The 24,090-nt window shown below is 73.2% G+C and carries 27 protein-coding genes and 1 riboswitch; of the genes, 15 read left to right on the top strand and 12 right to left on the bottom strand.

Features of this window, described 5'->3' with window-relative positions; translation table 11 throughout:
- Window positions 1-48: 48 nt before the first annotated feature.
- Entirely contained in the window at window positions 49-747 is a 699-nt protein-coding gene (locus BLW86_RS32205; protein ID WP_093878980.1) for a lysophospholipid acyltransferase family protein, read from the top strand.
- An 85-nt stretch (window positions 748-832) separates the two neighbouring features.
- Window positions 833-1,867 carry an NAD-dependent epimerase/dehydratase family protein gene (locus tag BLW86_RS32200; protein ID WP_177181810.1) on the top strand — a complete coding sequence of 345 codons (1,035 nt, stop codon included), beginning with the start codon at window positions 833-835 and terminating at the stop codon, window positions 1,865-1,867.
- Between the two features lie 52 nt (window positions 1,868-1,919).
- Here BLW86_RS32200 and BLW86_RS32195 read toward each other — a convergent pair whose 3' ends face one another.
- The 8 genes from BLW86_RS32195 to BLW86_RS32160 form a co-directional block, all read right to left on the bottom strand.
- Window positions 1,920-3,497 (bottom strand): alpha/beta hydrolase, encoded by a 1,578-nt coding sequence (locus tag BLW86_RS32195; RefSeq protein ID WP_093877283.1) that lies wholly within the window; start codon window positions 3,495-3,497, stop codon window positions 1,920-1,922.
- Window positions 3,498-3,640: 143 nt separating this feature from the next.
- Window positions 3,641-4,384: an urease accessory protein UreD gene (locus BLW86_RS32190; RefSeq protein WP_093878978.1), complete on the bottom strand. Its 744-nt coding sequence runs from the start codon at window positions 4,382-4,384 to the stop codon at window positions 3,641-3,643.
- Window positions 4,381-5,058, bottom strand: a complete 678-nt coding sequence (gene ureG, locus BLW86_RS32185) for an urease accessory protein UreG (RefSeq protein WP_093877282.1) — start codon at window positions 5,056-5,058, stop codon at window positions 4,381-4,383. The genes BLW86_RS32190 and ureG overlap by 4 nt, the downstream gene beginning before the upstream one ends.
- A 29-nt stretch (window positions 5,059-5,087) precedes the next feature.
- Window positions 5,088-5,753, bottom strand: coding sequence for an urease accessory protein UreF (locus BLW86_RS32180; RefSeq protein ID WP_093877281.1), 666 nt, complete (start codon window positions 5,751-5,753; stop codon window positions 5,088-5,090).
- Entirely contained in the window at window positions 5,753-7,474 is a 1,722-nt protein-coding gene (locus BLW86_RS32175; protein ID WP_093877280.1) for an urease subunit alpha, read from the bottom strand. Before BLW86_RS32175 ends, BLW86_RS32180 begins: the two co-directional genes overlap by 1 nt.
- A complete protein-coding gene (locus BLW86_RS32170) occupies window positions 7,467-7,808 on the bottom strand; it encodes an urease subunit beta (protein WP_093877279.1) in 342 nt (113 codons plus the stop codon). Before BLW86_RS32170 ends, BLW86_RS32175 begins: the two co-directional genes overlap by 8 nt.
- A 14-nt stretch (window positions 7,809-7,822) precedes the next feature.
- Entirely contained in the window at window positions 7,823-8,125 is a 303-nt protein-coding gene (locus BLW86_RS32165) for an urease subunit gamma (RefSeq protein ID WP_030686168.1), read from the bottom strand.
- A gap of 162 nt (window positions 8,126-8,287) precedes the next feature.
- Window positions 8,288-8,920, bottom strand: coding sequence for a TetR/AcrR family transcriptional regulator (locus BLW86_RS32160; RefSeq protein ID WP_093877278.1), 633 nt, complete (start codon window positions 8,918-8,920; stop codon window positions 8,288-8,290).
- 104 nt (window positions 8,921-9,024) lie between these two features.
- Between BLW86_RS32160 and BLW86_RS32155 the strand changes: the two genes are divergently transcribed.
- Window positions 9,025-10,023 carry a hypothetical protein gene (locus tag BLW86_RS32155; protein WP_093877277.1) on the top strand — a complete coding sequence of 333 codons (999 nt, stop codon included), beginning with the start codon at window positions 9,025-9,027 and terminating at the stop codon, window positions 10,021-10,023.
- A 283-nt stretch (window positions 10,024-10,306) separates the two neighbouring features.
- On the opposite strand, the gene BLW86_RS32150 is transcribed toward BLW86_RS32155, so the two are convergent.
- Window positions 10,307-10,585, bottom strand: coding sequence for a type II toxin-antitoxin system Phd/YefM family antitoxin (locus BLW86_RS32150; protein ID WP_093877276.1), 279 nt, complete (start codon window positions 10,583-10,585; stop codon window positions 10,307-10,309).
- A gap of 63 nt (window positions 10,586-10,648) precedes the next feature.
- Between BLW86_RS32150 and BLW86_RS32145 the strand changes: the two genes are divergently transcribed.
- From BLW86_RS32145 to BLW86_RS32135, 3 genes are all read left to right on the top strand, one after another.
- Complete coding sequence (locus tag BLW86_RS32145) at window positions 10,649-11,266, top strand: ATP-dependent Clp protease proteolytic subunit (RefSeq protein WP_093877275.1); 618 nt, start codon at window positions 10,649-10,651, stop codon at window positions 11,264-11,266.
- A 7-nt stretch (window positions 11,267-11,273) separates the two neighbouring features.
- Complete coding sequence (locus tag BLW86_RS32140; RefSeq protein WP_093877274.1) at window positions 11,274-11,579, top strand: hypothetical protein; 306 nt, start codon at window positions 11,274-11,276, stop codon at window positions 11,577-11,579.
- Between the two features lie 400 nt (window positions 11,580-11,979).
- Window positions 11,980-12,101: riboswitch (cyclic di-AMP (ydaO/yuaA leader) on the top strand.
- Between the two features lie 3 nt (window positions 12,102-12,104).
- A complete protein-coding gene (locus BLW86_RS32135; protein WP_093877273.1) occupies window positions 12,105-12,581 on the top strand; it encodes a C40 family peptidase in 477 nt (158 codons plus the stop codon).
- A gap of 148 nt (window positions 12,582-12,729) precedes the next feature.
- Here the strand turns inward: BLW86_RS32135 and BLW86_RS32130 are convergent, their stop codons facing one another.
- The gene (locus tag BLW86_RS32130; protein WP_093877272.1) at window positions 12,730-13,167 is read right to left on the bottom strand and encodes an ATP-binding protein; all 438 of its coding nucleotides are present in this window, start codon (window positions 13,165-13,167) and stop codon (window positions 12,730-12,732) included.
- Window positions 13,168-13,337: 170 nt separating this feature from the next.
- Window positions 13,338-14,516 carry an 8-amino-7-oxononanoate synthase gene (locus BLW86_RS32125; RefSeq protein ID WP_093877271.1) on the bottom strand — a complete coding sequence of 393 codons (1,179 nt, stop codon included), beginning with the start codon at window positions 14,514-14,516 and terminating at the stop codon, window positions 13,338-13,340.
- 143 nt (window positions 14,517-14,659) lie between these two features.
- Here BLW86_RS32125 and bioB point away from each other — a divergent pair, with 143 nt between their 5' ends.
- The 8 genes from bioB (at window position 14,660) to BLW86_RS32085 (ending at window position 22,088) form a co-directional block, all read left to right on the top strand.
- Window positions 14,660-15,901 (top strand): biotin synthase BioB, encoded by a 1,242-nt coding sequence (bioB, locus tag BLW86_RS32120; protein WP_093877270.1) that lies wholly within the window; start codon window positions 14,660-14,662, stop codon window positions 15,899-15,901.
- On the top strand, window positions 15,894-17,174 hold the full coding sequence (locus BLW86_RS32115) for an adenosylmethionine--8-amino-7-oxononanoate transaminase (RefSeq protein WP_093877269.1): 1,281 nt from the start codon (window positions 15,894-15,896) through the stop codon (window positions 17,172-17,174). Before bioB ends, BLW86_RS32115 begins: the two co-directional genes overlap by 8 nt.
- Window positions 17,175-17,322: 148 nt before the next feature.
- Entirely contained in the window at window positions 17,323-18,054 is a 732-nt protein-coding gene (bioD, locus tag BLW86_RS32110; protein WP_093877268.1) for a dethiobiotin synthase, read from the top strand.
- Between the two features lie 4 nt (window positions 18,055-18,058).
- Window positions 18,059-18,403 carry a VOC family protein gene (locus BLW86_RS32105; RefSeq protein WP_093877267.1) on the top strand — a complete coding sequence of 115 codons (345 nt, stop codon included), beginning with the start codon at window positions 18,059-18,061 and terminating at the stop codon, window positions 18,401-18,403.
- Between the two features lie 11 nt (window positions 18,404-18,414).
- Window positions 18,415-19,077 (top strand): class I SAM-dependent methyltransferase, encoded by a 663-nt coding sequence (locus BLW86_RS32100; protein WP_093877266.1) that lies wholly within the window; start codon window positions 18,415-18,417, stop codon window positions 19,075-19,077.
- 40 nt (window positions 19,078-19,117) lie between these two features.
- A complete protein-coding gene (locus BLW86_RS32095; RefSeq protein ID WP_093877265.1) occupies window positions 19,118-19,555 on the top strand; it encodes a GNAT family N-acetyltransferase in 438 nt (145 codons plus the stop codon).
- A 176-nt stretch (window positions 19,556-19,731) separates the two neighbouring features.
- A complete protein-coding gene (locus tag BLW86_RS32090) occupies window positions 19,732-21,072 on the top strand; it encodes a hemolysin family protein (protein WP_093877264.1) in 1,341 nt (446 codons plus the stop codon).
- Window positions 21,069-22,088, top strand: coding sequence for a hemolysin family protein (locus BLW86_RS32085; protein WP_093877263.1), 1,020 nt, complete (start codon window positions 21,069-21,071; stop codon window positions 22,086-22,088). Before BLW86_RS32090 ends, BLW86_RS32085 begins: the two co-directional genes overlap by 4 nt.
- 55 nt (window positions 22,089-22,143) lie before the next feature.
- Here BLW86_RS32085 and BLW86_RS32080 read toward each other — a convergent pair whose 3' ends face one another.
- Window positions 22,144-23,199: a maleylpyruvate isomerase N-terminal domain-containing protein gene (locus BLW86_RS32080; RefSeq protein ID WP_093877262.1), complete on the bottom strand. Its 1,056-nt coding sequence runs from the start codon at window positions 23,197-23,199 to the stop codon at window positions 22,144-22,146.
- Between the two features lie 64 nt (window positions 23,200-23,263).
- Here BLW86_RS32080 and BLW86_RS32075 point away from each other — a divergent pair, with 64 nt between their 5' ends.
- Complete coding sequence (locus tag BLW86_RS32075; RefSeq protein ID WP_093877261.1) at window positions 23,264-24,046, top strand: SGNH/GDSL hydrolase family protein; 783 nt, start codon at window positions 23,264-23,266, stop codon at window positions 24,044-24,046.
- Window positions 24,047-24,090 lie beyond the last annotated feature (44 nt).

Below are 24,090 nucleotides of genomic sequence, written 5' to 3'. Positions count from 1 at the left end.
CCGTGCGGGGATACAACGGGCGTGACGGACGACGAACGGGGGTCGCGGGTGTTCTACCAGTTGATGAAGCACGTCCTGCTCGGGCCGCTCCTCAGGCTGCTGTTCCGGCCGCGGATCGAGGGGCTCGAGCACATCCCGGAGGAGGGCGCCGCGATCGTCGCGGGCAATCACCTCTCCTTCTCCGACCACTTCCTGATGCCGGTCGTCCTCGACCGGCGGATCACCTTCCTCGCGAAGCAGGAGTACTTCACGGGTCCCGGCCTCAAGGGCCGGCTGACGGCGGCCTTCTTCCGGGCCGCCGGGCAGATCCCGGTCGACCGGTCCGGGAAGGAGGCGGGGAAGGCGGCGATCCGCGAGGGCCTTGGCGTCCTCGGCCGAGGGGAGCTGCTGGGGATCTATCCCGAGGGGACGCGTTCGCACGACGGGCGGCTCTACAAGGGCAAGGTGGGGGTGGCGGTGATGGCGCTGACCGCGGGGGTCCCGGTGGTGCCGTGCGCGATGGTGGGGACCTTCGAGATCCAGCCGCCGGGGAAGGTCGTGCCGAGGATCCGCCGGGTCACCATCCGGTTCGGGGAGCCGCTGGACTTCTCCCGGTTCGCCGGGTCGGCGGGCGAGAGGGCGGTGGTCCGGGCGGTGACGGACGAGATCATGTACGCGATCCTGCGCCTGTCGGGCCAGGAGTACGTGGACGAGTACGCGGCGGTGGTGAAGGCCGCCGGGTCGCGTGGTGACGCGCCGTCGGAATAGTTCCCGCGCGGGGAACGCCGAGGGCGGATCCGCGCACGGCGCAATCCCCTGGGCCACGGCCCCGGGCGGCCGTAGCGTCCCTCGTATGACCAAGGGAAACGCGTTCGTGCTGGGTGCGACAGGACAGGTGGGGCGGGCGGCCGTGCGGGCGCTCGTCGCGGACGGCTGGGAGGTGACGGCCGCCTCCCGGGGCGGCGCCAGGGACGGCAGGTGGCCGGACGGGGTCCGGTCGGTGCGGCTCGACCGGAACGAGGAGGGCGCGCTCGCGGCGGCCCTGGGCGACGGGTGCGACGTGCTCGTGGACATCGTCGCGTACGACGCCGGTCACGGCCGGCAGCTGACGGGCCTGGCCGACCGGATCGGTTCGGCGGTGGTGGTGTCGAGCGGCGCGGTGTACGAAGACGAGCGGGGGCGCAGCTTCGACACCCAGGACCGGCCGGACGGCTTCCCCGCCTACCCGGTGCCGCTCGCGGAGGGTTGGAGCACGGTCGCGCCCGGCGACAGCACGTACGGCACGCGGAAGATCGCCCTGGAGCGGGAGTTGCTCGCGGCGGGCGACGCGCTGCCGGCGACGCTGCTGAGGGCGGGCGCCATCCACGGGCCGTACTGTCCGGGGCCGCGCGAACTGTGGTTCGTGAAGCGGGCGCTCGACGGGCGGCCGGTGCGCGTGCTCGCGTACGGAGGGACGTCACGGTTCCACCCGGCCCACGTCGACAACATCGCCGAGCTGGTCCGGCTCGCGGCGGCGGCCCCCGGCAGCCGGGTGCTGAACGCGGCGGACCCGGAGGCGCCGACGGTGGCGGAGATCGGGGCGGCGATCGACGCGGTCCTGGGGGCGGAGAGCGAGACGGTGCTGATGGAGGGGGCGCCGCAGGGCGCCGTGGGGCTCACTCCGTGGACCTCGGAGCATCCCATCGTCTACGACATGACGGCGGCCGAGCGGGAGTTGGGGTACCGGCCGGTGGTGTCGTACGCGGAGTCGCTGCCGGAGACGGTCGAGTGGCTGGCCGGACACCTGAAGGGGCGGGAGTGGCGGGAGGCCTTCCCCGGTCTCGCGAAGTACGGGGTGGACTTCTTCGACTACGCGGCGGAGGACGCCTGGCTGGCGTCCCGGGCATGACGAGAGGGGCGGCCGTCGGACGGCCGCCCCTCCCTTCACGCGGTGCGGGGTGTTACGGCTTCGGGGTGGCGTGCGGCTCGCACGTCACGTCCTGGCTGTCCACCTTGCCGGTGAGCAGGTACGTCTCGACCCGCGGGTTGATGCAGGAGTTCACCAGACCGGTGACGCCGTGCGAACCCGCGTTCTTCTCGGTGATGAGACGCGAGCCCTTGAAGCGCTTGTGCAGCTCGACCGCGCCGGCGTACGGCGTCGCCGCGTCACGCTCGGACTGGACGATGAGCACCGGCGGCAGGCCCTTGCCGGTCTTGACCTGGGTCGGCTTCTGCTGCGGCGCGGACCAGGTGGCGCACGGCAGGTTCATCCAGGCGTTCGCCCAGGTCATGAACGGGTACTGCTCGTGGAGGGCCGAGTTGTCCCGGTTCCACCTGTTCCAGTTGGTCGGCCACGCGGCGTCGGCGCACTCGACGGCGGTGTAGACGGCGTTGCCGTTCTCCGAGGAGATGTTGCCGGCGGTGTCGGTGAGGTCCGCGGCGGCGCCGTCGATCAGCGGCTGCGGGTCACCCGCGGCGTACGCGCTCCAGGCCTCCGCGACCGGGACCCACGAGGAGTCGTAGTACGGAGCGCTCTGGAAGAAGCCGATGAGCTCGGCCGGTCCGACCTTGCCGCCCAGGGGCTCCTTCTTGGCGGCGGCGCGCAGGGTCACCCACTGCTGCTGGACCTCCGCCAAGGTGTCGCCGAGGTGGTAGGTGGCGTCGTTCTGGGCGACCCAGGTCATCCAGTCCTTCAGCCGGCCCTCGAAGGCGATGTCCTGTTCCAGGTTGGCCTGGTACCAGATGTTGCTCTTCGCCGGGTTGACCACGCTGTCGACGATCATGCGACGCACGTGGTCCGGGTACAGCGTGCCGTAGACGGCGCCCAGGTAGGTGCCGTAGGAGACGCCGATGAAGTTGAGCTTCTTCTCGCCGAGCGCGGCCCGGATGACGTCGAGGTCACGGGCGGTGTTGCGCGTCGTCATGTAGGGCAGCATGTCGCCGCTCTTCTCGGCGCAGCCCTTGGCGTACTCGGCGGCCAGCTTGCGCTGGGCGAGCTTGTCCGCCTCGCTGTCCGGGACCGGGTCGAGCTTCGGGCCCTTGACGAACTCGGTCGGGTCGACGCAGGAGATGGGCGCCGAGTGGCCGACGCCGCGCGGGTCGAAGCCCACGAAGTCGTACGCCTTCGCGGTGTTCACCCAGAGCGGGCTCTTGGTGGTGACCCGGCGCGGGAAGCGCAGGCCGGAACCGCCGGGGCCGCCCGGGTTGTAGAGCAGCGCGCCCTGGCGCTCGGCGGCGGTGCCGGTGGACACGGCGCGGTCCACGGCGAGCTTGATCTTCTTGCCGTCGGGCTTGGCGTAGTCGACCGGGACGGTGACCCAGCCGCACTGGATGGGCTTGGCGAAGCCCCAGTCGGCCGGGCAGTCCTGCCAGTCGATGCCGGCCTTGGCGGCCTCGGCGGCGGCGATGGCCGCGCCGCGTGCCTCGGCGTCCCGGTCCTGGCCGGTGACGGCGCCGGCCGTCGGCGCGGCGAGCGCGGTCGCCATGAGCGTCCCCGCTATCAGAGTGCCGGCAGAGCCGAGCACTGCTGTGCGTCTCAATGGTCCTCCCCCTGAAGGAGTCTGTGTGTCCGGGGGATCCTTTCGTCACCGGGGCTCAGGATGTAAGGGCGTACACGTGTTTCTTTGCCGAACCAATAACCGGTGAGTGGTGTACCGCTGAGCGGTACGACTTCGAGGAAGGGTCAGAACGGGGCGAGTTCGGACAAAGCCTCATCGAGGAGCCGACGCAGCGCGAGGGCGTCGGGGGCGACGGCGGTGGCGAGGACGGCGGGGCCGGCGAGCGGGCTGACCACGGCGTTCTCCCCGTACAGCCGTGCCTCCACCGGCTTGTCGGCGAACGCCGGATCGACGACGAGGAGTTGGCCGGTGGCCCGGTGCCCGCCGAGGACCGCGCCCCCGTCCCAGCCGCCGGGCGCGCCGGGGCCGAAGGCGAGCTCCTGGTCGAACAGGGGGCGGCCGGCGCGGCGGACGGTGAGGCGGGTGACGAGGGTGCCGGGCGGTTCGCCGTGCCGACCGAGGACCTGTTCCTCCCGGAGGACGAGCCGCGCCGTGGGGGCGAGGTCGACGGTGGTGCGCATCCGCAGGTGCGAGCCGGTCGCGGAGACGAGCTGCTCGGGCAGCCAGCGGAGCACCGCTCCGTCGCCGACGGCGATCCGCACGTCGTACGCGGCGGGGTCGGCGCTCCGGCCTGGCAGGGCGAGGGTGGCGGCGGCCGAGTCGACCAGGAGCCGGGCCCCGTCCCGTACCTCGGTCTCGATCGCGAGCCGGTCACCGCCGAGCGGGGCGCTCATCGCGCCGACGACGGTGACCCGGGTGTACGGTCCGGCGGCCCGGGTGCGGCGCAGGGCGAGGGGGCCGTCGCTCACCAGGAGCGGCAGTCCGCCGTCGGCGTCCGCGGCGATCCGGGCGGTGGCGCGCAGGCTCACGCGGTCCACGCCGCGAGCTGTGCCCGGACCCAGTCGGCGACGGGCGCGACGCCGTTCTCGCCGCGCAGGGAGGTGAAGGCGACGGGCAGCTCGCCGCGCTGCTCCTTGGCGTCGCGGGCCATCCGCTCCAGGTCGGAGCCGACGTACGGGGCGAGGTCGGTCTTGTTGATCACGAGGAGGTCGGCGGTGGTGACGCCGGGGCCGCCCTTGCGGGGGATGTCGTCGCCGCCGGCCACGTCGATGACGAAGATCTGGGCGTCGACGAGCCCCTTGGAGAAGGTGGCGGTGAGGTTGTCGCCGCCGGATTCGACGAGGACGAGGTCGAGGGGGCCGACGCCGTCCTCGAGCTCCTCGACGGCTTCGAGGTTGGCGGAGATGTCGTCGCGGATGGCGGTGTGCGGGCAGGCTCCGGTCTCCACGGCCTGGATGCGCTCGGGCGGCAGGACGGCGTTGCGGAGCAGGAACTCGGCGTCCTCGCGGGTGTAGATGTCGTTGGTGACGACCGCGAGGGAGAGGGTGTCGCGCAGCTCCCGGCAGAGGGCGGCGACGGTGGCGGTCTTGCCGGAGCCGACGGGTCCGCCGAGTCCGATGCGCAGGGCTCGGCGGGTGCCGTCGGGGCGGTGGGCGTCGGCGGAGACGGCGCCGTGGTGGGTGTGGGCGTGGTCGAGGTGCATGGCGGGCTCCCGGGTGTGCGAGGTGGTGCTCAGGACGCGAAGAGGCGGACGGGCCAGGCCGCGTGCTGTTCGGCGGTGAGGTCGAGCAGCGGCGCGGAGGCGGCGGGCAGCGCGTCGACGACGCCCTGTCGGGCGGCCGCGGCGGCGCGCTCGACCACCTGGTCCATCTCGGGTGCGAGGCGGGCGAGGACGGCGGTGGCCTGGTAGGGGTCGAGGCTGAGGAGGCGGACGACCGCGGTCGCCGGACCGCCGACCGTCTCGTACGCGACGCAGTGCGCCGCCTCCTCGGGGCCGAGTCCGGCGGCCCGTGCTGCGGTGCCGAGGACGACGGGCTGGTGGGCGCCGCGGGGGAACGCGGCGGCCAGCGCGTCGAGTTCGGGGCTCGGCCAGGTGGCGCGGGCGGCCCGCATCAGCTGGCGGCCGAGCTTGCGGGCGGCGGCGCGCAGGGCCGCCGAGGGCGTGCGGGCGTCGGCCGCCGCGTCGAGCTCGTACGGGTCGAGTCCGTGCGCGGCTCCGGCGGCGAGCGCGGCCGAGGTGAGGCCCGTGGTGTGCAGGCGTCCCCGACAGAAGGACTCCAGGTCGGCGGCGTCCTTGATGCGGCCCGCCCTGACGGCGGCCTCGGCGCCGCCGGAGTGGGCGTGCCCGCCGGCGGGGAAGCGCCCGTCGGCGAGCACCAGGAGTGCGGAGAGTGTCATCAGAAGAGGAAGTAACGCTGGGCCATGGGCAGTTCGACGGCGGGCGCCGGTTCGACGGTCTCGCCGTCGATGGTCACCGAGAAGGTGTCGGCGTCGACCTCGACCCGGGGCATGGCGTCGTTCTCGCGCATGTCGGCCTTGGTCACCCGCCGGGTGGAGCCGATGGCGGTGAACTCCTTGTGCAGTCCGAGCTTCTGCGGCAGGTCGTCCTCGATCGCCGCCTGGGCGACGAAGTTGACCGAACCGGCCGCGGCGGCCCGGCCGAGCGCGCCGAACATCGGGCGGGGCAGCACGGGCTGTGGGGTGGGGATGGAGGCGTTGGCGTCGCCCATCTGCGCGTACGCGATCTGGCCGCCCTTGACGACGACGAGCGGCTTCACGCCGAAGAAGGCGGGCTCCCAGAGGACCAGGTCGGCGAGCTTGCCGGGCTCGACCGAGCCGATGAGGTGGTCCATGCCCTGGGCGACGGCCGGGTTGATCGTGTACTTGGCGACGTAGCGGCGGGCTCGGTGGTTGTCGGCGCGGCCGTCGCCGGGCAGGGCGCCGCGGCGCTTCTTCATGACGTGGGCGGTCTGCCAGGTCCGCATGATCACCTCGCCGATCCGGCCCATGGCCTGGGAGTCGGACGAGATGATCGAGATGGCCCCGAGGTCGTGGAGGACGTCCTCGGCGGCGATGGTGGAGGGCCGGATGCGGGACTCGGCGAAGGCGAGGTCCTCGGGGACGGCCGGGTTGAGGTGGTGGCAGACCATCAGCATGTCGAGGTGTTCCTCGATGGTGTTGACGGTGTGCGGCCGGGTCGGGTTGGTGGAGCTGGGCAGGACGTACGGCTCGGAGACGACGGTGATGATGTCGGGGGCGTGCCCGCCGCCGGCGCCCTCGGTGTGGTACGCGTGGATCGTGCGGCCGGCGATGGCGGCGAGGGTGTCGCCGACGAAGCCCGCCTCGTTCAGGGTGTCGGTGTGGATGGCGAGCTGGGCTCCGGTCTCCTCGCACACGCTCAGGCAGGCGTCGATGACGGCGGGGGTGGCGCCCCAGTCCTCGTGGATCTTGAAGCCGAGGGCGCCGCCGCGCAGCTGGGAGTGCATCGCCTCCCGGGACATGGTGTTGCCCTTGCCGAGCAGGCCGATGTTGACGGGGAAGGTGTCCAGCGCCTCGAACATCCGGGCCATGTGCCAGGGGCCGGGCGTGATCGTGGTCGCCTTGGTGCCCTCGGCCGGGCCGGTGCCGCCGCCGACGAGGGTGGTGACTCCGGTGGCGAGGGCCTGCTCGACGACGGTCGGCGAGATGAAGTGGACGTGGGTGTCGACGGCGCCCGCGGTGACGATGCGGCCGTTGCCGACGATGATCTCGGTCTCGGGGCCGATGACGAGGTCGGGGTGGACGCCGTCCATGGTGTCGGGGTTGCCGGCCTTGCCCAGCGCGGTGATCCGGCCGTCCCGGATGCCGATGTCCGCCTTGACGACACCCCAGTGGTCGATGACGACGGCGCCGGTGATGACGGTGTCGGGGGCACCCTCGGCACGGGTGGTGCGGGCCTGGCCCATGGACTCGCGGACGACCTTGCCGCCGCCGAAGACGGCTTCCTCGCCGGCGCGGCCGGGCCCGCCACAGCGGTCCTCCTCGATCTCGACGAGGAGGTCGGTGTCGGCGAGGCGCACGCGGTCGCCGGTGGTGGGGCCGAACAGGTCGGCGTAGACGGCGCGGTGGAGGTCAGGCACGGTCGCCGTCCTTGTCGTGTGCGGGGGTGTCGAGGGGGCCGGCGGTCTCGCCGCGCAGGCCGGGCACGATCCGGCGGCCGGCGATCGGGACCAGTTCGACCTCGACGGGGATGCCGGGCTCGAAGCGGACGGCGGTCCCGGCGGCGATGTGCAGCCGCTGCCCTCGGGCGGCGGCGCGGTCGAAGTCGAGGCCGGGGTTGACCTCGGCGAAGTGGTAGTGGGAGCCGACCTGGACGGGCCGGTCGGCGGCGTTGAGCACGGTGAGGCGGGTGACGGGGCGTCCCTCGTTGAGGGCGACGGGTCCGTCCGCGTACAGGATCTCTCCGGGGATCATCGGCGGCCGCCCGTTCAGACGATGGGGTCGTGGACGGTGACGAGCTTGGTGCCGTCCGGGAAGGTGGCCTCGACCTGGACGTCGTGGATCATCTCCGGGATGCCGTCCATGACCTCGTCGCGGGTGAGCACCTTGCGTCCGGAGGCCATCAGCTCGGCGACCGTCCGGCCGTCCCGGGCGCCTTCCAGGATGTGGGAGGTGATCAGCGCGACGGCCTCGGGATGGTTGAGCCGCACTCCGCGGGCCCGACGCTTCTCGGCCACATCGGCCGCCACATGAATGAGCAGGCGTTCCTGCTCATGCGGGCTCAGTTGCACTCTTCCACCTCACAGTCGTCGACCGGATCTGACCCGGACAGCTGCGGACCCTACCGACCGTCAACACTCTGTTGAACTGCGGAGATGCGGTGCGCTGCCAGACATTGCACGTTAGGGCGGAAGTTTTTCCGGCCCGTTAACACCGGCTTTGCATTCTCATGATCATCGGATCGGTTCGGCGTCCCCGGGCGCGGACATCGACATCAAGCCACGCAACCCGTCCTGCAGGACCTCGGCGGTCACGTCGCCGAAGAGCGCCTGCTGGGCGATGAAGCCCTGAGCGGTGGCGATGAGGGTGCGGGCCACGTGGTCGGCGGGGACGTCGGCGCGCAGGAGGCCGTTGTCGCGGTAGGCGGTCACCAGCCTCGTCCAGGCGACCCGCATCCCCCGGTAGCCCTCGGAGAGGGTCTCGGCCAGCTCCTCGTTGCGCAGGGTCTCGGTCCACACCTGGATGATCAGCCGCGCGAAGGCCTGCCGGTCCGCGCCTTCGACCCGCTCCTCCAGGAAGAGCCGCAGCACCGCGCCGAGGAGGACGTCGGGGGTGGGCGGCGGAGTGGCACGGGAGGCCTCCTCGAAGGCACCCCGGATGCCGGCGAAGGCCTCGGTCGCGATGGCCCCGATCAGCTCCTCCTTGCCGCGGAAGTAGCGGTAGACCGCGCCCGCGGACAGGCCCACCTCGGCGAGCACGTCCTGCATGGACGTGGCGTGGAAGCCGTTGCGGGCGAAGCAGCGCGCGGCGCCGTCGAGGATCTGGCGGCGCCGGGCGTCGAGGTGTTCCTGGGAGACACGTGCCATGGGACCGAACCTAAAACGAATATTCGTTCTTGACAACTTCCGGGCGGCGGCGCACGCTGAGCCCACGTAAAACGAACGATCCTTCGCTTTGAATCGAGGCCGCCATGCCCGTCGCCACCACCGCGTCGGCCGCCGGACGCAGAACCCTCGCCGTGCTCGTGCTGATACCGGTCGTCGCCGCCCTCGCCCTCTCGATCTTCGCCTGGCCCGCCGCGCGCATCGCACCCCGCGACCTGCCCGTCGGAGTGGCCGGACCCGCCGCCGCGGCCGACGCGGTCCAGCGGGGACTCGAACGGCACGAGGGCGCCTTCGAGATCCACCGCTACGCGGACGCCGAGGCCGCCCGGGCCGCGATCGAGGACCGTGACGTGTACGGCGCGGTGGTCGTCACCCCGAGCGGTACGGAACTGCTCACCGCCTCGGCGGCGAGCCCCGTGGTGGCCGGGCTGCTGCGCGAGGCCGTGACCGCGCAGGCCCCGGCAGGGGCACCGGTCCGGGTCACGGACGTGGTCGCCGCACCGGCGGGCGACCCGCGCGGCGCCGTGCTCGGCGCGAGCCTGCTGCCCCTCGCCCTGGTCGGGGCGGCCACGGGGGCCGCCACCGTCCTGCTGGGGCTGCGCGGGGCCGGGGCGGTCGCGACCCTGGTGGGCGCGGCGGCGCTCGCCGGAGTCGTGGGCGCGGCGCTCGCCGACAGCTGGCTCGGCGCGCTGACCGGCGACTGGTGGGCCGAGGCCGGGGTCCTCGGCCTGACGGTCCTGGCCATCGGCTCTGCCTTCGCGGGGCTCGCCACCCTGCTCGGCAAGCCCGGCTTCGGGCTCGGAGCCGCCCTGACGATCCTCTTCGGCAACGCCTTCTCGGGGATGTCGAGCGCGCCGGAGCTGCTACCCACGGGGGTGGGCGCGCTCGGCCAGTGGCTGCCGCCGGGCGCCGGGGGCTCGGCCCTCCGGTCGGTGTCCGCCTTCGACGGCGCGGCGGCGGGCCGCCCGCTGCTCGTCCTCTCCCTCTGGGCCGTGGCCGGGCTGGCCGCGACCGCGTTCGGCGCGGGGCGCCGCCGGGCGGAAGCGGTTCCCGCGCCGGCGCAGGCCCCGGTGCCGGTGGGCTGAGGCCCCAGCCGAAGACGGCCGCGTGCCCCCGCTGTAGCGGACGGGGGCACGCGGCTTTTCGCGCTGCCCGCGCGCGTGAGGCCAGCGGCGCCCGCGCGGGAGCCCACGCCCCCGCGCGCGTGGCTCAACGCTGCCCGCGCGCGTGGGCCAGTACCGCCCCTCGCGTGGATCGACGCTGTCGCGCGCGTGGGCCAGTACCGCCCTTCGCGTGGATCGACGCTGCCCGCAGGCGTGGATCAGCGCCGCCCCTGACGTGGGGCCGCGCCGCTCCGCGCGTCCGCCGTCAGGAAGAGCCGGGATCGCGGTGGTGGGCGGCGATGCCGAAGCGGCGCTGTTCGCCGGGAGCGGAGTCGACCGGGTGCAGCCCGGAGAGCGAGCTGACCACCTGCTCGTCGGCGGGCTTCTCAGCCGCCTCGAGTTCTTCCAGGTCAGCGGCGGAGACCAGGGCGACGAGCGGCTTCCCGTGGCGGGTGACGACGACGCGCTCCCCTCCGTAGACGACGCGGTTGATGAGGTCGGCCAGCTCAGCCCGCGCTTGCGTCACCGGGATCTCGTAGGTCATGCTCCCCATCTTACGGCCTGTACGTCCTGTACATTTTTTACAGACAGCTGGAGGTGCTCAGCCATGGACGCCCGTCATGTCCTGCCCGAGTTCACGGAGCGGACGAGCTTCGGAACCCGGACCCTCGACCCGTACTCGAAGCTCCTCGAATCCCGGATCGTCTTCCTCGGCACCCCGATCGACGAGACCTCGGCCAACGACGTCATCGCCCAGTTCCTGCACCTCGAATACGCGGCCCCGGATCAGGACATCGCGCTCTACATCAACTCCCCCGGCGGCTCGATCAGCGCCATGACCGCCATTCACGACACGATGCGGACGCTCGCCTGCGACGTGGAGACCACCTGCCTGGGCCAGGCCGCGTCCACCGCCGCCGTCCTGCTCGCCGCCGGCACCCCCGGCAAGCGGCACGTCCTCCCCGGCGCCCGGATCACCCTCCGGCAGCCGGCCATGGACGAACCCCTCCAGGGGCAGCCGAGCGACCTCGACATCCACGCGCGCGAGCTGCTCCGGCTGCGCGCCCTGACGGCCGGGATGCTCACCGAGTACACCGGGCAGAGCCGGGACCGGATCGACGCCGACCTCGACCGCCTCACCGTCCTGGACGCGCCCGCGGCCGTCGCGTACGGGCTGGTGGACCACGTGATCACGAGCCGGCGCGACGCCGGCGCGACGCGGTGAGCCGGCCGTGGTGCCCGAGCTGCCGCCGCTGCCCGCACTGACGCGGGCCGAGGGCGAGTTGATCGACGCGTACCTCGAAGTCGTCGACCTTCTGGGGAAGATCAACCCATCCAGGGGTACGCATACCTATGGGGCACTGCGGGCGGCACAAGCGCTGGTGGGACGCGCGGAGGCGCTGCGCGAGGCCCTGACGGTCATGCATATGCGGGGCGAGAGCGAGGTGCACGCGGACACCCTGGCGCGCGCCCTGCGGGTGTTGGACGGTGAGCGCCGCGCCGACCGCGTCACCGTGCCCCGCGCACGGGCGAGTTGACATTCCGGCATGTCGTGTCGAGGTCCGTACGGCCGACACGCGGCGCAGGATCGCTCCCTCGTTCGGCGTAGTCGACGAGTCGACATATGTGCGGGGTGAGTTGCGCAACAGGTGTACGCATCTGGCGGAATGGGACGTTCCACCGCTGGTGCGGGGCTCGTGGGCCAAACCTCCGACGATCACGAAAGCACCCTGTCCACCCGAATGGATCAGTCGTGAGGAGCCTCACATATGGCCGTTTCAGCTCGGATTTCGCCCTGGGTGTAGGTCAAGATCCCTGTCGACGACAAGCCCCCGCCATCCGAGGCGGGGCGGTCCGGGCGGACGCCGAGTCCTGCCGCCGTCCCGGACGTCTGGTCGACAGGAGTGGATCGGCAGGAGTGGAGGACCCGAGCAGTACGGGACGTACGCGCTGTTTCCGCAGCGGGGCCGTCCCTTGGGGTGAAGCCGCAGCCGCGGCCGGGCATCTTCGCCAGCCCGAACCCGACAGGTCATCCTTCGCAGGCGGCTGACGAAGGGTTGCGCATGACTGCGCAGATGCACGTCCCGTCCCTGCTGTCCCGGGCCGGAGCCGTCTCGGCTCTCACCCTCGCCGCCGTCGGCGGCACGATGCTCGCACCGGGTGCGGCACCCGAGGCCCAGGCAGCGACCACCTACGCGAACAAGGCACTGAGCGTCGCCGCGTCCAAGAAGGGAGCCCCCTACCGGTACGGGAGCGCCGGACCCTCACGGTTCGACTGCTCCGGTCTGACGCTCTACGCGTACAAGAAGGCGGGCAAGTCGCTGCCTCGCACCGCGCAGCAGCAGTACAACAGCACCCGGCACGTCTCCGCGTCCAGCAGACAGCAGGGGGACCTGGTCTTCTTCCACTCCGGCGGGAGGGTCTACCACGTGGGCATCTACGCCGGCAGCGGCAGGATCTGGCACTCGCCCAAGACGGGATCCTGGGTGAAGCTCGACAAGATCTGGACGTCGAAGGTCTACTACGGCCGCGTCCGATGATGACGCCCGCCGGGCACTGACCCGGTCTCGGGCCTCGGGGGCCCGTGACCCCGCCCCGGGGGTGCGGTGGCGCCGCCGCACCCCTGCGCCGGGGAAAGACGCCCCAGGGCCTGTCTTCGGATCGGCCCGTGGCCGTACGAGGACGGCCTCAGACGTACGAGGCGGCCGTCCGGGCCCACGGGAGCGTGATCCAGACCGTCTTGCCGCCCTCCTCGGTCGGAGTGACCGAGAGCCGGCCGCCCGCCTCCGCCGCCAGGGAGCGGATGATGACCATGCCCCGGCCGTTGTCCTGCTGGACCGCCGCCGGAAGACGGCGCGGCCAGCGCGGGTGGCTGTCGGTGACGCCGATGTGGAGGCGCTCCTCGCGCTCCAGGCGGACGTCGACCGTGAAGGTGGGCGACTGCCCGAAGGTGTGCAGGACGGCGTTGGTGGCCAGTTCCGAGACCATCAGGCGGATCGCGTCCGCCAGCTCGTCGGCACCGTCGAGGCCCCACCCGTCGAGGACCTCCGCGACGTACCGCCGGGCGGTGGGGACCGACGCGGGATCGCTCGGCAGCGTGACGGATGCTTCCTGGTGGTCTGCCATGGCGACGCTGTCCCTTTCCCGCCGGGGCTTCGGCCCCGGATCGCGCTACGCGTCAGAGTCCCACCGATCGTGCCGCCCCGGCAGGCGTTCCACCAAGATATGTCCCCATCTGTCGCCCGAAGCGGTGAACTCTGCTGCCGGAGAACGTCCTTGGACCTCCCGACGGGTCGTCAGACCGACGGCGCGGTCCGCAGGATCGTCTCCACCGCACGTTCGATCTCCGCGTCCGTCAGATCGGCCCGGGCCGTGAGGCGCAGCCGCGAGATGCCGTCGGGGACGGACGGGGGCCGGAAACAGCCGACGGCGAGGCCCTGTTCGCGGCAGTCCGCCGCCCAGCGCAGCGCCGCCTCCGGGGAGGGCGCGTGGACCGAGACGACGGCCGCGTCGGGCCGGGCGGAGGTGAGCCCGGCCTCCGTGAGCAGCCGGTGCAGCGCCCCGGCGACGGCACGGGCCCGTGCGGCGAGGCCCGGTTCGGCCGCGATCAGGCGCAGGCTCGCGAGCGCTCCGCCCGCGGCGGCCGGGGCGAGGCCGGTGTCGAAGATGAAGGTGCGGGCCGCGTTCACCAGGTGCTCGATCACCCGGGCCGGGCCGAGGACGGCGCCGCCCTGGCTGCCGAGGGACTTGGAGAGGGTGAGGGTGGCGACGACGTCCTCGTCGCCCGAGAGCCCTGCCTCGTGCAGGGCGCCCCGGCCGCCGTCGCCGAGGACGCCGAAGCCGTGGGCGTCGTCGACGACCAGCCCGGCGCCGTGCGCGCGGCAGGCGTCGGCGAGCTCGGGGAGCGGGGCCTTGTCGCCGTCGACGGAGAAGACGGAGTCGCTGACGACCAGGGCCCGGCGTCCCGGGTGCGCGTCCAGGGTCTTGGCGACGGCCTCGGCGTCGGTGTGCGGGACGACGGCGGTCTCGGCGCGCGCGAGGCGGCAGCCGTCCACGATCGAGGCGTGGTTGGAGGCGTCGGAGACGATCAGGGAGTCCCGGCCGCCGAGCGCGGTGAGCGCGGCGAGGTTCGCGGTGTAGCCGGAGGAGAAGACGAGGGCCGCCTCGAAGCCGCAGAACTCGGCGAGTTCGCGCTCCAGACGGGTGTGCAGCCGGGTGGTGCCGGTGACGAGCCGCGAGCCGGTGGAGCCGGCGCCCCAGCGCCTGGCCGCCTCTGCCGCCGCCTCGGTGACCTCGGCGCGGCGGGTGAGGCCGAGGTAGTCGTTGCCCGCCAGGTCCAGGAGGTCCGACTCGGCCGCCCGGGGCCGCAGCGTCCGGACGAGACCGGCCTCGGCCCGGCGGCGCGCCTCGGCGTCGGTCCAGTCGAAGGCGGTGCGGCGCGGGTCCGCGGCCCGTGCGTCGTCGTCCCGTGGCATGCGGCGATCCTTTTGTAGGCAGCGCACAGACCCTAACCGCAGGACGCCGAGGTCGGGATGTGGTCATCCACACACCTCGATCGGGGGCGTTTGTTCGGTTCCTCCTTGGCCCGGGGGTGGGCGGTAGGCAAGGATCTGCGGTTATGGACCTGCTGAACACGCTGGTGGAGAAGGGGCTGCGGCGCGAGCTGCCGACCCGTGAAGAAGCGCTCGCCGTGCTGGCGACCTCCGACGACGAACTGCTCGATGTGGTGGCGGCGGCCGGCAAGGTGCGCCGTCAGTGGTTCGGGCGCCGGGTGAAGCTGAACTACCTGGTCAACCTGAAGTCCGGTCTCTGTCCCGAGGACTGCTCGTACTGCTCGCAGCGGCTCGGCTCGAAGGCGGAGATCCTCAAGTACACCTGGCTGAAGCCGGACGAGGCCTCGCAGGCCGCGGCGGCGGGTGTCGCGGGCGGCGCCAAGCGGGTCTGCCTGGTGGCCAGCGGCCGCGGTCCGACGGACCGGGACGTGGAGCGCGTCGGGAAGACGATCGAGGCGATCAAGGAGCAGAACGAGGGCGTCGAGGTGTGCGCCTGCCTCGGTCTGCTCTCGGACGGCCAGGCGGAGCGGCTGCGTGAGGCCGGCGCCGACGCGTACAACCACAACCTGAACACGTCCGAGGCGACGTACGGGGACATCACCAAGACCCACACCTACGCGGACCGCGTGGACACCGTGCAGAAGGCGCACGCCGCCGGTCTGTCGGCCTGCTCGGGTCTGATCGCGGGCATGGGCGAGAGCGACGAGGACCTGGTCGACGTCGTCTACGCGCTGCGCGAGCTGGACTCGGACTCGGTGCCGGTCAACTTCCTGATCCCGTTCGAGGGCACCCCGCTCGCCAAGGAGTGGAACCTCACCCCGCAGCGCTGCCTGCGGATCCTCGCGATGGTCCGGTTCGTCTGCCCCGACGTCGAGGTGCGGATCGCCGGCGGCCGTGAGGTGCACCTGCGGTCGATGCAGCCGCTGGCGCTGAACATCGCGAACTCGATCTTCCTCGGCGACTACCTGACCAGCGAGGGCCAGGCCGGCCAGGCCGACCTGGACATGATCGCGGACGCGGGCTTCGAGGTGGAGGGCGCGGGCACGACCACCCTCCCGAAGCACCGCGCGGACGCGCTCGCTGCGGCGGGCGCGACGGGCGGCTGCGGCTCGAAGGCCTCGACGGGCTGCGGGTCGGAGTCCTCGGCCGGCTGTGGTTCTCACACCGAGGAGGCTGGCGGCTGCGGCCCGTGCGGCGGTCACGCGGCGCCCTCCGCGGCTCCGGTGCGCACCGCCGACGAGGCCCGCACCGACCTGGTGGCCGTGCGCCGCCGGGGCGCCGGCACGGACCTCGCGCCGAATGCGTAACGACGAGCTCCTCGCCCTGGACCGGGCGCACGTCTGGCATCCGTACGGCCCCATGCCGGGCCGGGCGGAGCCGCTGGTCGTCGCGTCCGCGTCCGGTGTGCGGCTCCGGCTCGCCGAACCCGTCGAGGGGCAGGCCGAGTTGGTCGACGGCATGTCCTCGTGGTGGTCGGCGGTCCACGGCTACAACCACCCCGTGCTCAACGAGGCGGTGCGCGGCCAGCTGGAGAAGATGAGCCACGTCATGTTCGGCGGGCTCACCCACGAGCCGGCCGTCCGGCTCGCCGCCCGGCTCGTGGAGATCACCCCGGAGCCGCTGCGGCACGTCTTCCTCAGCGACTCGGGCTCGGTCTCCGTCGAGGTCGCGGCCAAGATGTGCCTGCAGTACTGGCGTTCCCTGGGCCGCCCCGAAAAGCAGCGGCTCCTCACCTGGCGCGGCGGCTACCACGGGGACACCTGGCAGCCGATGTCCGTGTGCGACCCGCAGGGCGGGATGCACGAGCTGTGGTCGGGGGTGCTCCAGCGGCAGGTGTTCACGGACGCGCCGCCGGCCGCGTACGAGGAGTCGTACGCGGAGCTGCTGCGGACCCGGATCGCCGAGCACGCGCACGAGCTGGCCGCGGTGGTCGTGGAGCCGGTCGTGCAGGGCGCGGGCGGCATGCGCTTCCACGACCCGGCGTATCTGCGGGTGCTGCGCGAGGCCTGCGACGCGCACGACGTGCTGCTCGTCTTCGACGAGATCGCGACCGGGTTCGGGCGGACGGGCACGCTGTTCGCCGCCGACCAGGCCGGGGTCTCCCCCGATGTGATGTGCGTGGGCAAGGCGCTGACCGGCGGCTATCTGTCGATGGCGGCGACGCTCTGCACGAGCCGCGTCGCCGACGGGATCTCGCGCGGCGAGGTCCCGGTCCTGGCGCACGGGCCGACCTTCATGGGGAACCCGCTGGCGTCGGCGGTCGCCCTCGCCTCGATCGACCTGCTGCTCTCCCAGGACTGGCAGGTCGAGGTCAAGCGGATCGAGGCGGGCCTGCGGGACGGGCTCGCCCCGGCGGCCGACCTCCCGGGCGTCCGCGAGGTGCGGGTGCTGGGCGCGATCGGCGTCGTCCAGCTCGACCACGAGGTCGACATGGCGGCGGCCACGCGCGCGGCGGTCCGGGAGGGCGTGTGGCTGCGCCCGTTCCGCGACCTGATCTACACGATGCCGCCGTACGTGACGGGCGACGAGGACCTGACCCGCATCTGCACGGCGGTACGGGCAGCGGCGCAGGCGGGCTGATCCCCCGTTGTGGCGGGGCTGACCCCCGTTGTGGGCAATCGTTCCGCAGGGCGGAACGGGTGGGCACAACGGGACGGCGCCTTGCGGGCGCCTCCGCCCCCGTTGCCTGAACCACCGGACCCGCACACCTGCAAGAAAGGACACGTTCATGACCGTCATCGTGGTCACCGGCACCGGCACGGAGATCGGCAAGACCATCGTCACCGCGGCCGTCGCCGCCGTCGCCACCACCGCGGGGAGGTCCGTCGCCGTCCTCAAGCCCGCCCAGACCGGCCTCGGCCCCGACGAGCAGGGCGACGCGGACGAGGTCGTACGCCTCTCGGGCGCCGCGGCCTCCGCCGAGCTCGGCCGTTTCCCGGAGCCACTGGCCCCCGGGACGGCCGCCCGGCGGGCCGGGCTCGCCCCGGTCGGGCCCCGGGAGGTCGCCGAGGCCGCCCGGAAGCTGGCCGAGGACCACGACCTGGTGCTCGTGGAGGGCGCCGGCGGGCTCCTCGTCCGCTTCGACGAGGAGGGCGGCACGCTCGCCGACGCGGCCGCGCTGCTCGGCGCTCCGGTCCTGGTCGTGGCGCCGGCCGGTCTGGGGACGCTCAACTCGACGACCCTGACGGCCGAGGCGCTGCGGGCGCGCGGGATCGAGCAGCTCGGCGTGGTCGTCGGCAGCTGGCCGGCCGCCCCGGACCTCGCGGCGCGCTGCAACCTCGCGGACCTGCCGGAGGCGGCGGGCGCTCCGCTGCTCGGAGCCGTGCCGGAGGGTTCGGGCGCGCTCGACCCGGCGGAGTTCCGGGCGGCCGCGGGCGGCTGGCTGGGGCCGGAGCTCGGCGGCGCGTGGGACGCGGAGGCGTTCACGGAGGCGCACGCGGCACCGCTCTCCGTAGGCTGACCGTATGCGCGCACACGTTCAGGAGATCGTCTTCGACTGCGCCGCTCCGGCGGCGCAGGTCCGTTTCTGGGCCGGGCTCCTCGGCGGCGAACCCGTCGACCGGAGCGCCGACTGGTCGTACGTGGATCCGCCGGAGTTCGTCCGGATCGCCTTCCAGCGGGTGCCGGAGGGCAAGGCCGTGAAGAACCGGGTCCACCTCGACCTGGAGGTGGCCGATCCGGCGCGGGCGGCCGGGGAGGCGGTGCCCCTCGGGGCGGTCGCGGTCGGCGGGCTCGTCACCGACGAGCAGGGTTCCTTCCAGGTCATGCGGGACCCGGAGGGCAACGAGTTCTGCTTCGTGACGGGCTGAGGGCGGCTCCGGTGACTCCGCAGCGCCCGGCGCCCCGGGCCCCTCGCGTCCACCATCCGCTGTTCGCCCGCTTCTACGCCCGGTTCAGCGAGTCGGCCGACACGCGGGGCGGGCTCGCCGCCCTGCGGACGGAGCTGCTCGCCGGGCTTTCCGGCCGGGTCGTCGAGATCGGGGCGGGGAACGGTCTGAACTTCGCGCACTACCCGGCCGGGGTCACCGAGGTCGTCGCCGTCGAGCCGGAGCCGCATCTGCGCCGGCTCGCCGAGGAGGCCGCGCGCCGGGCGGCCGTCCCGGTGACCGTGCTGCCGGGCACGGCCGAGGCGCTGCCGGGACCGGACGGCTCCTTCGACGCGGCGGTGGCCTCGCTGGTGCTGTGCACCGTACGGGACGTGCCGGAAGTCCTCACCGAGCTGCGTCGGGTCCTGCGTCCCGGCGGCGAGCTGCGGTTCTTCGAGCACGGGGCGGCGGACACGCCCGGGCTCGCACGGGTGCAGCGGGGCCTCGACCGGACGGTCTGGCCGTTGCTCTTCGGCGGCTGCCACACCTCTCGTACCCCGCTCGCTGCGATCGAGGCGGCCGGTTTCGACCTCGTCTCGTACCGCTCCTTCGACGTCCCGGAGCAGGGTCCGCGGCTGCCGTCCTCCCCCTGCGTGCTGGGGACGGCCCGGCGGTGATGCCTGGCGGTGTCGCCGCCCCGCGTGATGGGATCCGGCCATGATCGATCTGCAGATACGTCCGGCCGCTCCCGACGACGTCGAGGCCGTCCTGGTCTTCTGGAAGGAGTCGGCCGAGGGCACGTCCGTCTCGGACGACGTGAACGGGGTGACCCGGCTGGTGGAGCGCGACCCCGACGCCCTGATCCTCGCCCTCGCCGACGGCGTGATCGTCGGCTCCGTGATCGCCGGCTGGGACGGCTGGCGCGCCTCCCTCTACCGGCTCGCCGTCCTGCCCTCGTACCGCCGCCGCGGCATTTCCACCGCGCTCCTGCGCGCGGCCGAGGAGAGGTTCCGCGCGCTCGGCGGACGGCGTGCCGACGCCATGGTCCTGGAGGCGAACGAGACGGGCCGGGCGCTGTGGACGGCCGCCGGGTACCGACGCGAGGAGCGCTGGCGCCGCTGGGTGAAGCCGCTCGCGACCCCGGCCGCGGGGTGATCGCCGGGGTGATCACCCTCCCGCTTTGCCGGTCCTTTACCATGGTGTCCTCCCGTCCCGCCGACCGAAAGGTGTGAGCGTCCGCCCATGGGCGAGCCTCCCAGTAGCACTGGTTCCGACCGACGACATCGAGCGATCCCTCTCCCCCTGACTGATCATGGGACGGAGGTGAACCGATGACCGAAGTGCTTCTGCTCGTGGTGGCACTCCTGCTCGCGCTCGCGTGCGGCGCGTTCGTCGCGGCCGAGTTCTCGCTGACCACGGTCGAGCGCGGCGAGCTCGAAGCCGCCGTGGAGCGCGGCGAGCGGGGGGCGGCGGGCGCGCTCAAGGCCGTCCGCTCGCTCACCTTCCAGCTCTCCGGGGCGCAGCTGGGCATCACCGTGACCAACCTGGTCGTCGGCATGCTCTCCGAGCCCTCGATCGCCAAGCTGATCCGCGGCCCCGTCGAGGCGCTCGGCCTCTCGCCCTCGGTGGCCTCCTCGGTCGCCCTCGTCCTGGGCACCGCCCTGTCGACCGTCGTCCTGATGGTCGTCGGCGAGCTGGTCCCCAAGAACTGGGCGATCTCCTCGCCGCTCGCCGTCGCGAAGGTGGTGGGCACCCCGCAGCGCGTGTTCACGGCCGCCTTCAAGCCGTTCATCAGTCATCTCAACAACACCGCGAACCGGATCCTGCGCCGCCTCGGCCTGGAGCCGACCGAGGAGCTGGCCTCCGCGCGCTCCCCGCAGGAGCTGGTGGCGCTCGCCCGGCACTCCGCGAAGGAGGGCGCCCTGGAGGCGGACACGGCCGAGCTGTTCGTCCGTACCCTCAACCTGGCGGAACTGACCGCCGAGAACGTGATGACGCCCCGCGTGCAGGTCACCGCCCTGGAGGTGCAGGCCACCGCCGAGGACGTCGCCAACGCGACCCGCGCGACCGGCCTGTCCCGCTTCCCCGTCTACCGGGGCAGCCTCGACGCGGTCGTCGGCATCGCCCACATCAAGGACGTGCTCGCGATACCGGCCGCGGAGCGGCCCCGACGCCGGATCGGCGAGATGCTGCGCGAGCCGCTGCTCGTCCCCGAGACGCTCACCGTGGACCGGCTGCTCGACCGTCTGTCGGGCAAGCAGACGATGGCCGTCGTCATCGACGAGTACGGCGGCACGGCCGGGGTCGTCACCCTGGAGGACATCGTCGAGGAGGTCGTCGGCGAGGTCCGCGACGAGCACGACCCGCACGAGACGCCGGACCTGGCCCGGGCGGGCGAGGACGCGGACGGCCGCGAGCTGTGGTCCGCCGACGGCGCGGCCCGTACGGACCAGCTGGCCGCGATCGGCCTGCACGTGCCGGACGGCCCGTACGAGACGCTCGCGGGCGTCCTCGCGACGGAGCTGGGCCGCATCCCCGCCTCCGGCGACCGCGTGGACCTGGCCGGCTGGCGCCTCGATGTCGTCGACGCCTCGGGCCGGCGCGCCGCGCGCGTGCTGCTGCACGCCCCCGCGCACGACATCGACGACGAGTCCGGGGAGGCCGGCCGATGATCGCGATCCAGCTGCTGATCGGTCTGCTCACGCTGGTCGTCAACGCCTTCTTCGTCGGCGCCGAGTTCGCCCTGATCTCGGTCCGCCGCAGCCAGATCGAGCCCCTGGCCGACTCCGGGAACCGGCGGGCGCGCAGCGTCATCTGGGGCCTGGAGCACGTCTCCGCGATGCTCGCTGCGGCGCAGCTCGGCATCACCCTGTGCACCCTGGTGCTCGGCATCGTCGCCGAGCCGGCCATCGAGCACCTGCTGGAACCGGTCTTCGACGCGGTCGGCGTGCCGCACGGCGTGGCCGCCACGATCTCGTTCGCGATCGCGCTGGCCCTGGCGACGTATCTGCACATGCTGCTGGGCGAGATGGTGCCGAAGAACATCGCGCTCGCCGAGCCGACGCGCTCCGCACTGCTCCTCGGGCCGCCCCTGGTGACGCTCGCGCGGGCGCTGCGGCCGGTGATCTTCGCGATCAACGCCTTCGCCAACGCGCTGCTCAAACTGCTTCGGGTGGACGCCAAGGACGAGGTCTCCGCGACCTTCTCGGACGACGAGCTGGCCCGGATGGTCACCGACGCGGGCGACGCGGGTCTCCTGGACGACCGGGCGGCCGAGCGGCTGCACGACGCCCTGGAGCTGGGCCGGCGTCCCGTGCGGGACGTCGTCATGCCGGCGGAGAAGGTGGTGTACGCGCAGGTCGGCACCACTCCGGAGGAGCTGGAGGCGCTGGCGGCGCGGACGGGGTACTCCCGCTTCCCGGTCGTCGACTCCGAGCGCCTCATCCTGGGCTATCTGCACGTCAAGGACGCCCTGGACGCCACCCCGCGCGATCTGCCGTTCCCGGTGACGGCGCTGCGGCCGATCGCCCGCGTCCGGGCGGCGACGCCGCTGGACGACGTCCTCACCGCGATGCGCCGCAGCCGGACGCACCTGGCGGCCGTGCTCGACGAGGACGGCAAGCCGGCCGGCCTGGTGACGATGGAGGACGTGCTGCGCGAGCTGGTGGGACGCCCGGCGGCGTCCTGACCGGTCTCAGGCCTGAGAGGGGCCCCGGGAATCGCTTCCCGGGGCCCCGGGCGTGTCAGAGCGCGGTGGCGGCGAGCCAGTCGTCGAGCAGGTCCCGGTCGCCGCTGTGGCTGAAGCGCGGGTCGTCGGCGTCGTACCGGCGGTGGAGGAGCAGCAGCAGCTCCCCGGTGTCCGCCTCGACGGAGGCGGTCGGCTCCGCGGCGCCGCTCCCCCGGCTCTCCCGGTTCGCTCGGCTCTCCTGGCTCTCCCGGCTCCAGGTGAAGCCGCCCCCGCCGAGGACGAGGGTCCAGACGGTGCCGGTGTCGCGGGCGCCGAGGCGCAGAACGGCGCCGTCCCGGTCGAGATGGGCGAGCGGTTCGGCGATCCAGGGGACGTACGGGGCGTTCCCGAGGAAGTGGTCGAGGGCGTCCGCCGCCGTACCGGGGTCGAGGGGCCCCGTCGTCCCGGCGACGGCGAGTTCGGCGTCGGCGAGGTGCACCAGGGTCTCGAAGAGCACGTGGCGCGGGTAGTGACGGACGTGCGGGTCGGCGCCGGGCGACCAGACCGGGGCGTCCGGGTCGGCCTCGCGCGCGGTGGCGGCGAACCGCTCCGCCGCGGCGGCGAGCCGGTCGGCGTACGCCGCGGGGTCGGCCGGCAGGTCGAGGGGGACGTCGTGGGCGAGGACCCGGGCGGCCGGCCGGGTGCGCACGAGGTGTTCGGCCCAGTGGTGGACGGTGCCCAGGTGCCGCGTCAGGTCCGCCAGGGTCCAGCCGGGGCAGGTCGGGACGGGGGTCGCGGGGTCGGCGTCGCGGACGGTCGCGGCGAAGCGCCGGGCGTGGTCCAGGGCGGCCTCACAGGTCTCGGCGTGGGCGTCCTCGGTCAGACCGAAGCCCTCGGAGACCTTCAGGAGCTCCTCGCGCCAGGGGCCGGGGGGCCGCCGCAGCGCGGTCTCGCGGAACAGCCCGTCGAGGGCGCGGCGGTCGGCGGGGCCGAGTGCGCGCAGGGTGTGCCCGGTGCTCTCCAACCACTTCACGGCCGTGTCGGGGTCGAGGACCTCGTCGTCGGAGGTCTCGACCGCCGTCACCAGCTCGGCCAGGGACTCGGCCAGGGCGCTCAGCAGCGCGTCGCTCATCGGATTTCCCCTCCCGGGTTCTCCTCGGCGTCCCGCGCATACCGCGCGGTATGATCACTCCGCCATGGAGATCAATGCCACGTACAACAGTCTCGTCGCCGTCGGGGACAGCTTCACCGAGGGTATGTCGGACCTGAAGCCCGACGGCTCCTACCGGGGCTGGGCCGACGTCCTCGCGGGCCGTCTCGCCACCCGCTCCCCCGGCTTCCGCTACGCGAACCTCGCCGTGCGCGGCAAGCTCATCGGTCAGATCGTCGACGAGCAAGTCGGCCTGGCCGCAAGCATGAAGGCCGATGTGGTGACCCTGGTGGGGGGCCTCAACGACACCCTGCGCCCCAAGGTCGACATGGTCCGGGTGCGGGACCTGCTCACCGAGGCAGTGGAACGCCTCACACCTTCCTGCGGGCAGCTGGTCCTCATGCGCAGCCCCGGCCGCAACGGCCCGGTCATGGAGCGCTTCCGCCCCCGGATGGAGGAGCTGTTCGCCCACATCGACACGCTCGCCGCCGAGCACGGCGCCCTGGTCGTCGACCTGTACGGCGCCCCGTCGCTCGGCGACCCCCGGCTGTGGGACGTGGACCGGCTCCACCTGACGGCCGACGGGCACCGGCGGGTCGCCGAGGCCGTGTGGCAGGCGCTCGGCCTGGCGCCCGAGGAGGACTGGCGCACGCCGCTGCCCCCGGCCGTACGACCGGGCTGGGCGAGCCGCCGGATCGCGGACGCCCGCTTCGCCAGGGAGCACCTCGGTCCCTGGATCGGACGGCGTCTGACCGGCCGCTCCTCGGGGGACGGCCGCCCGCCCAAGCGTCCCGAGCTGCTGCCGTACGAGCCCCCGGCCGGCGCGTAGCGGGGGCGCCCACGCGCGCGCGTGACCTGCGTCTCGTAGCAAGC

The organism is Streptomyces sp. TLI_105, from assembly GCF_900105415.1.
In the GTDB taxonomy this organism is placed as follows: domain Bacteria; phylum Actinomycetota; class Actinomycetes; order Streptomycetales; family Streptomycetaceae; genus Streptomyces.
The sequence above is the reverse complement of the archived record's forward strand: the minus strand, read 5'-3'. Positions and strand labels throughout refer to the sequence as shown.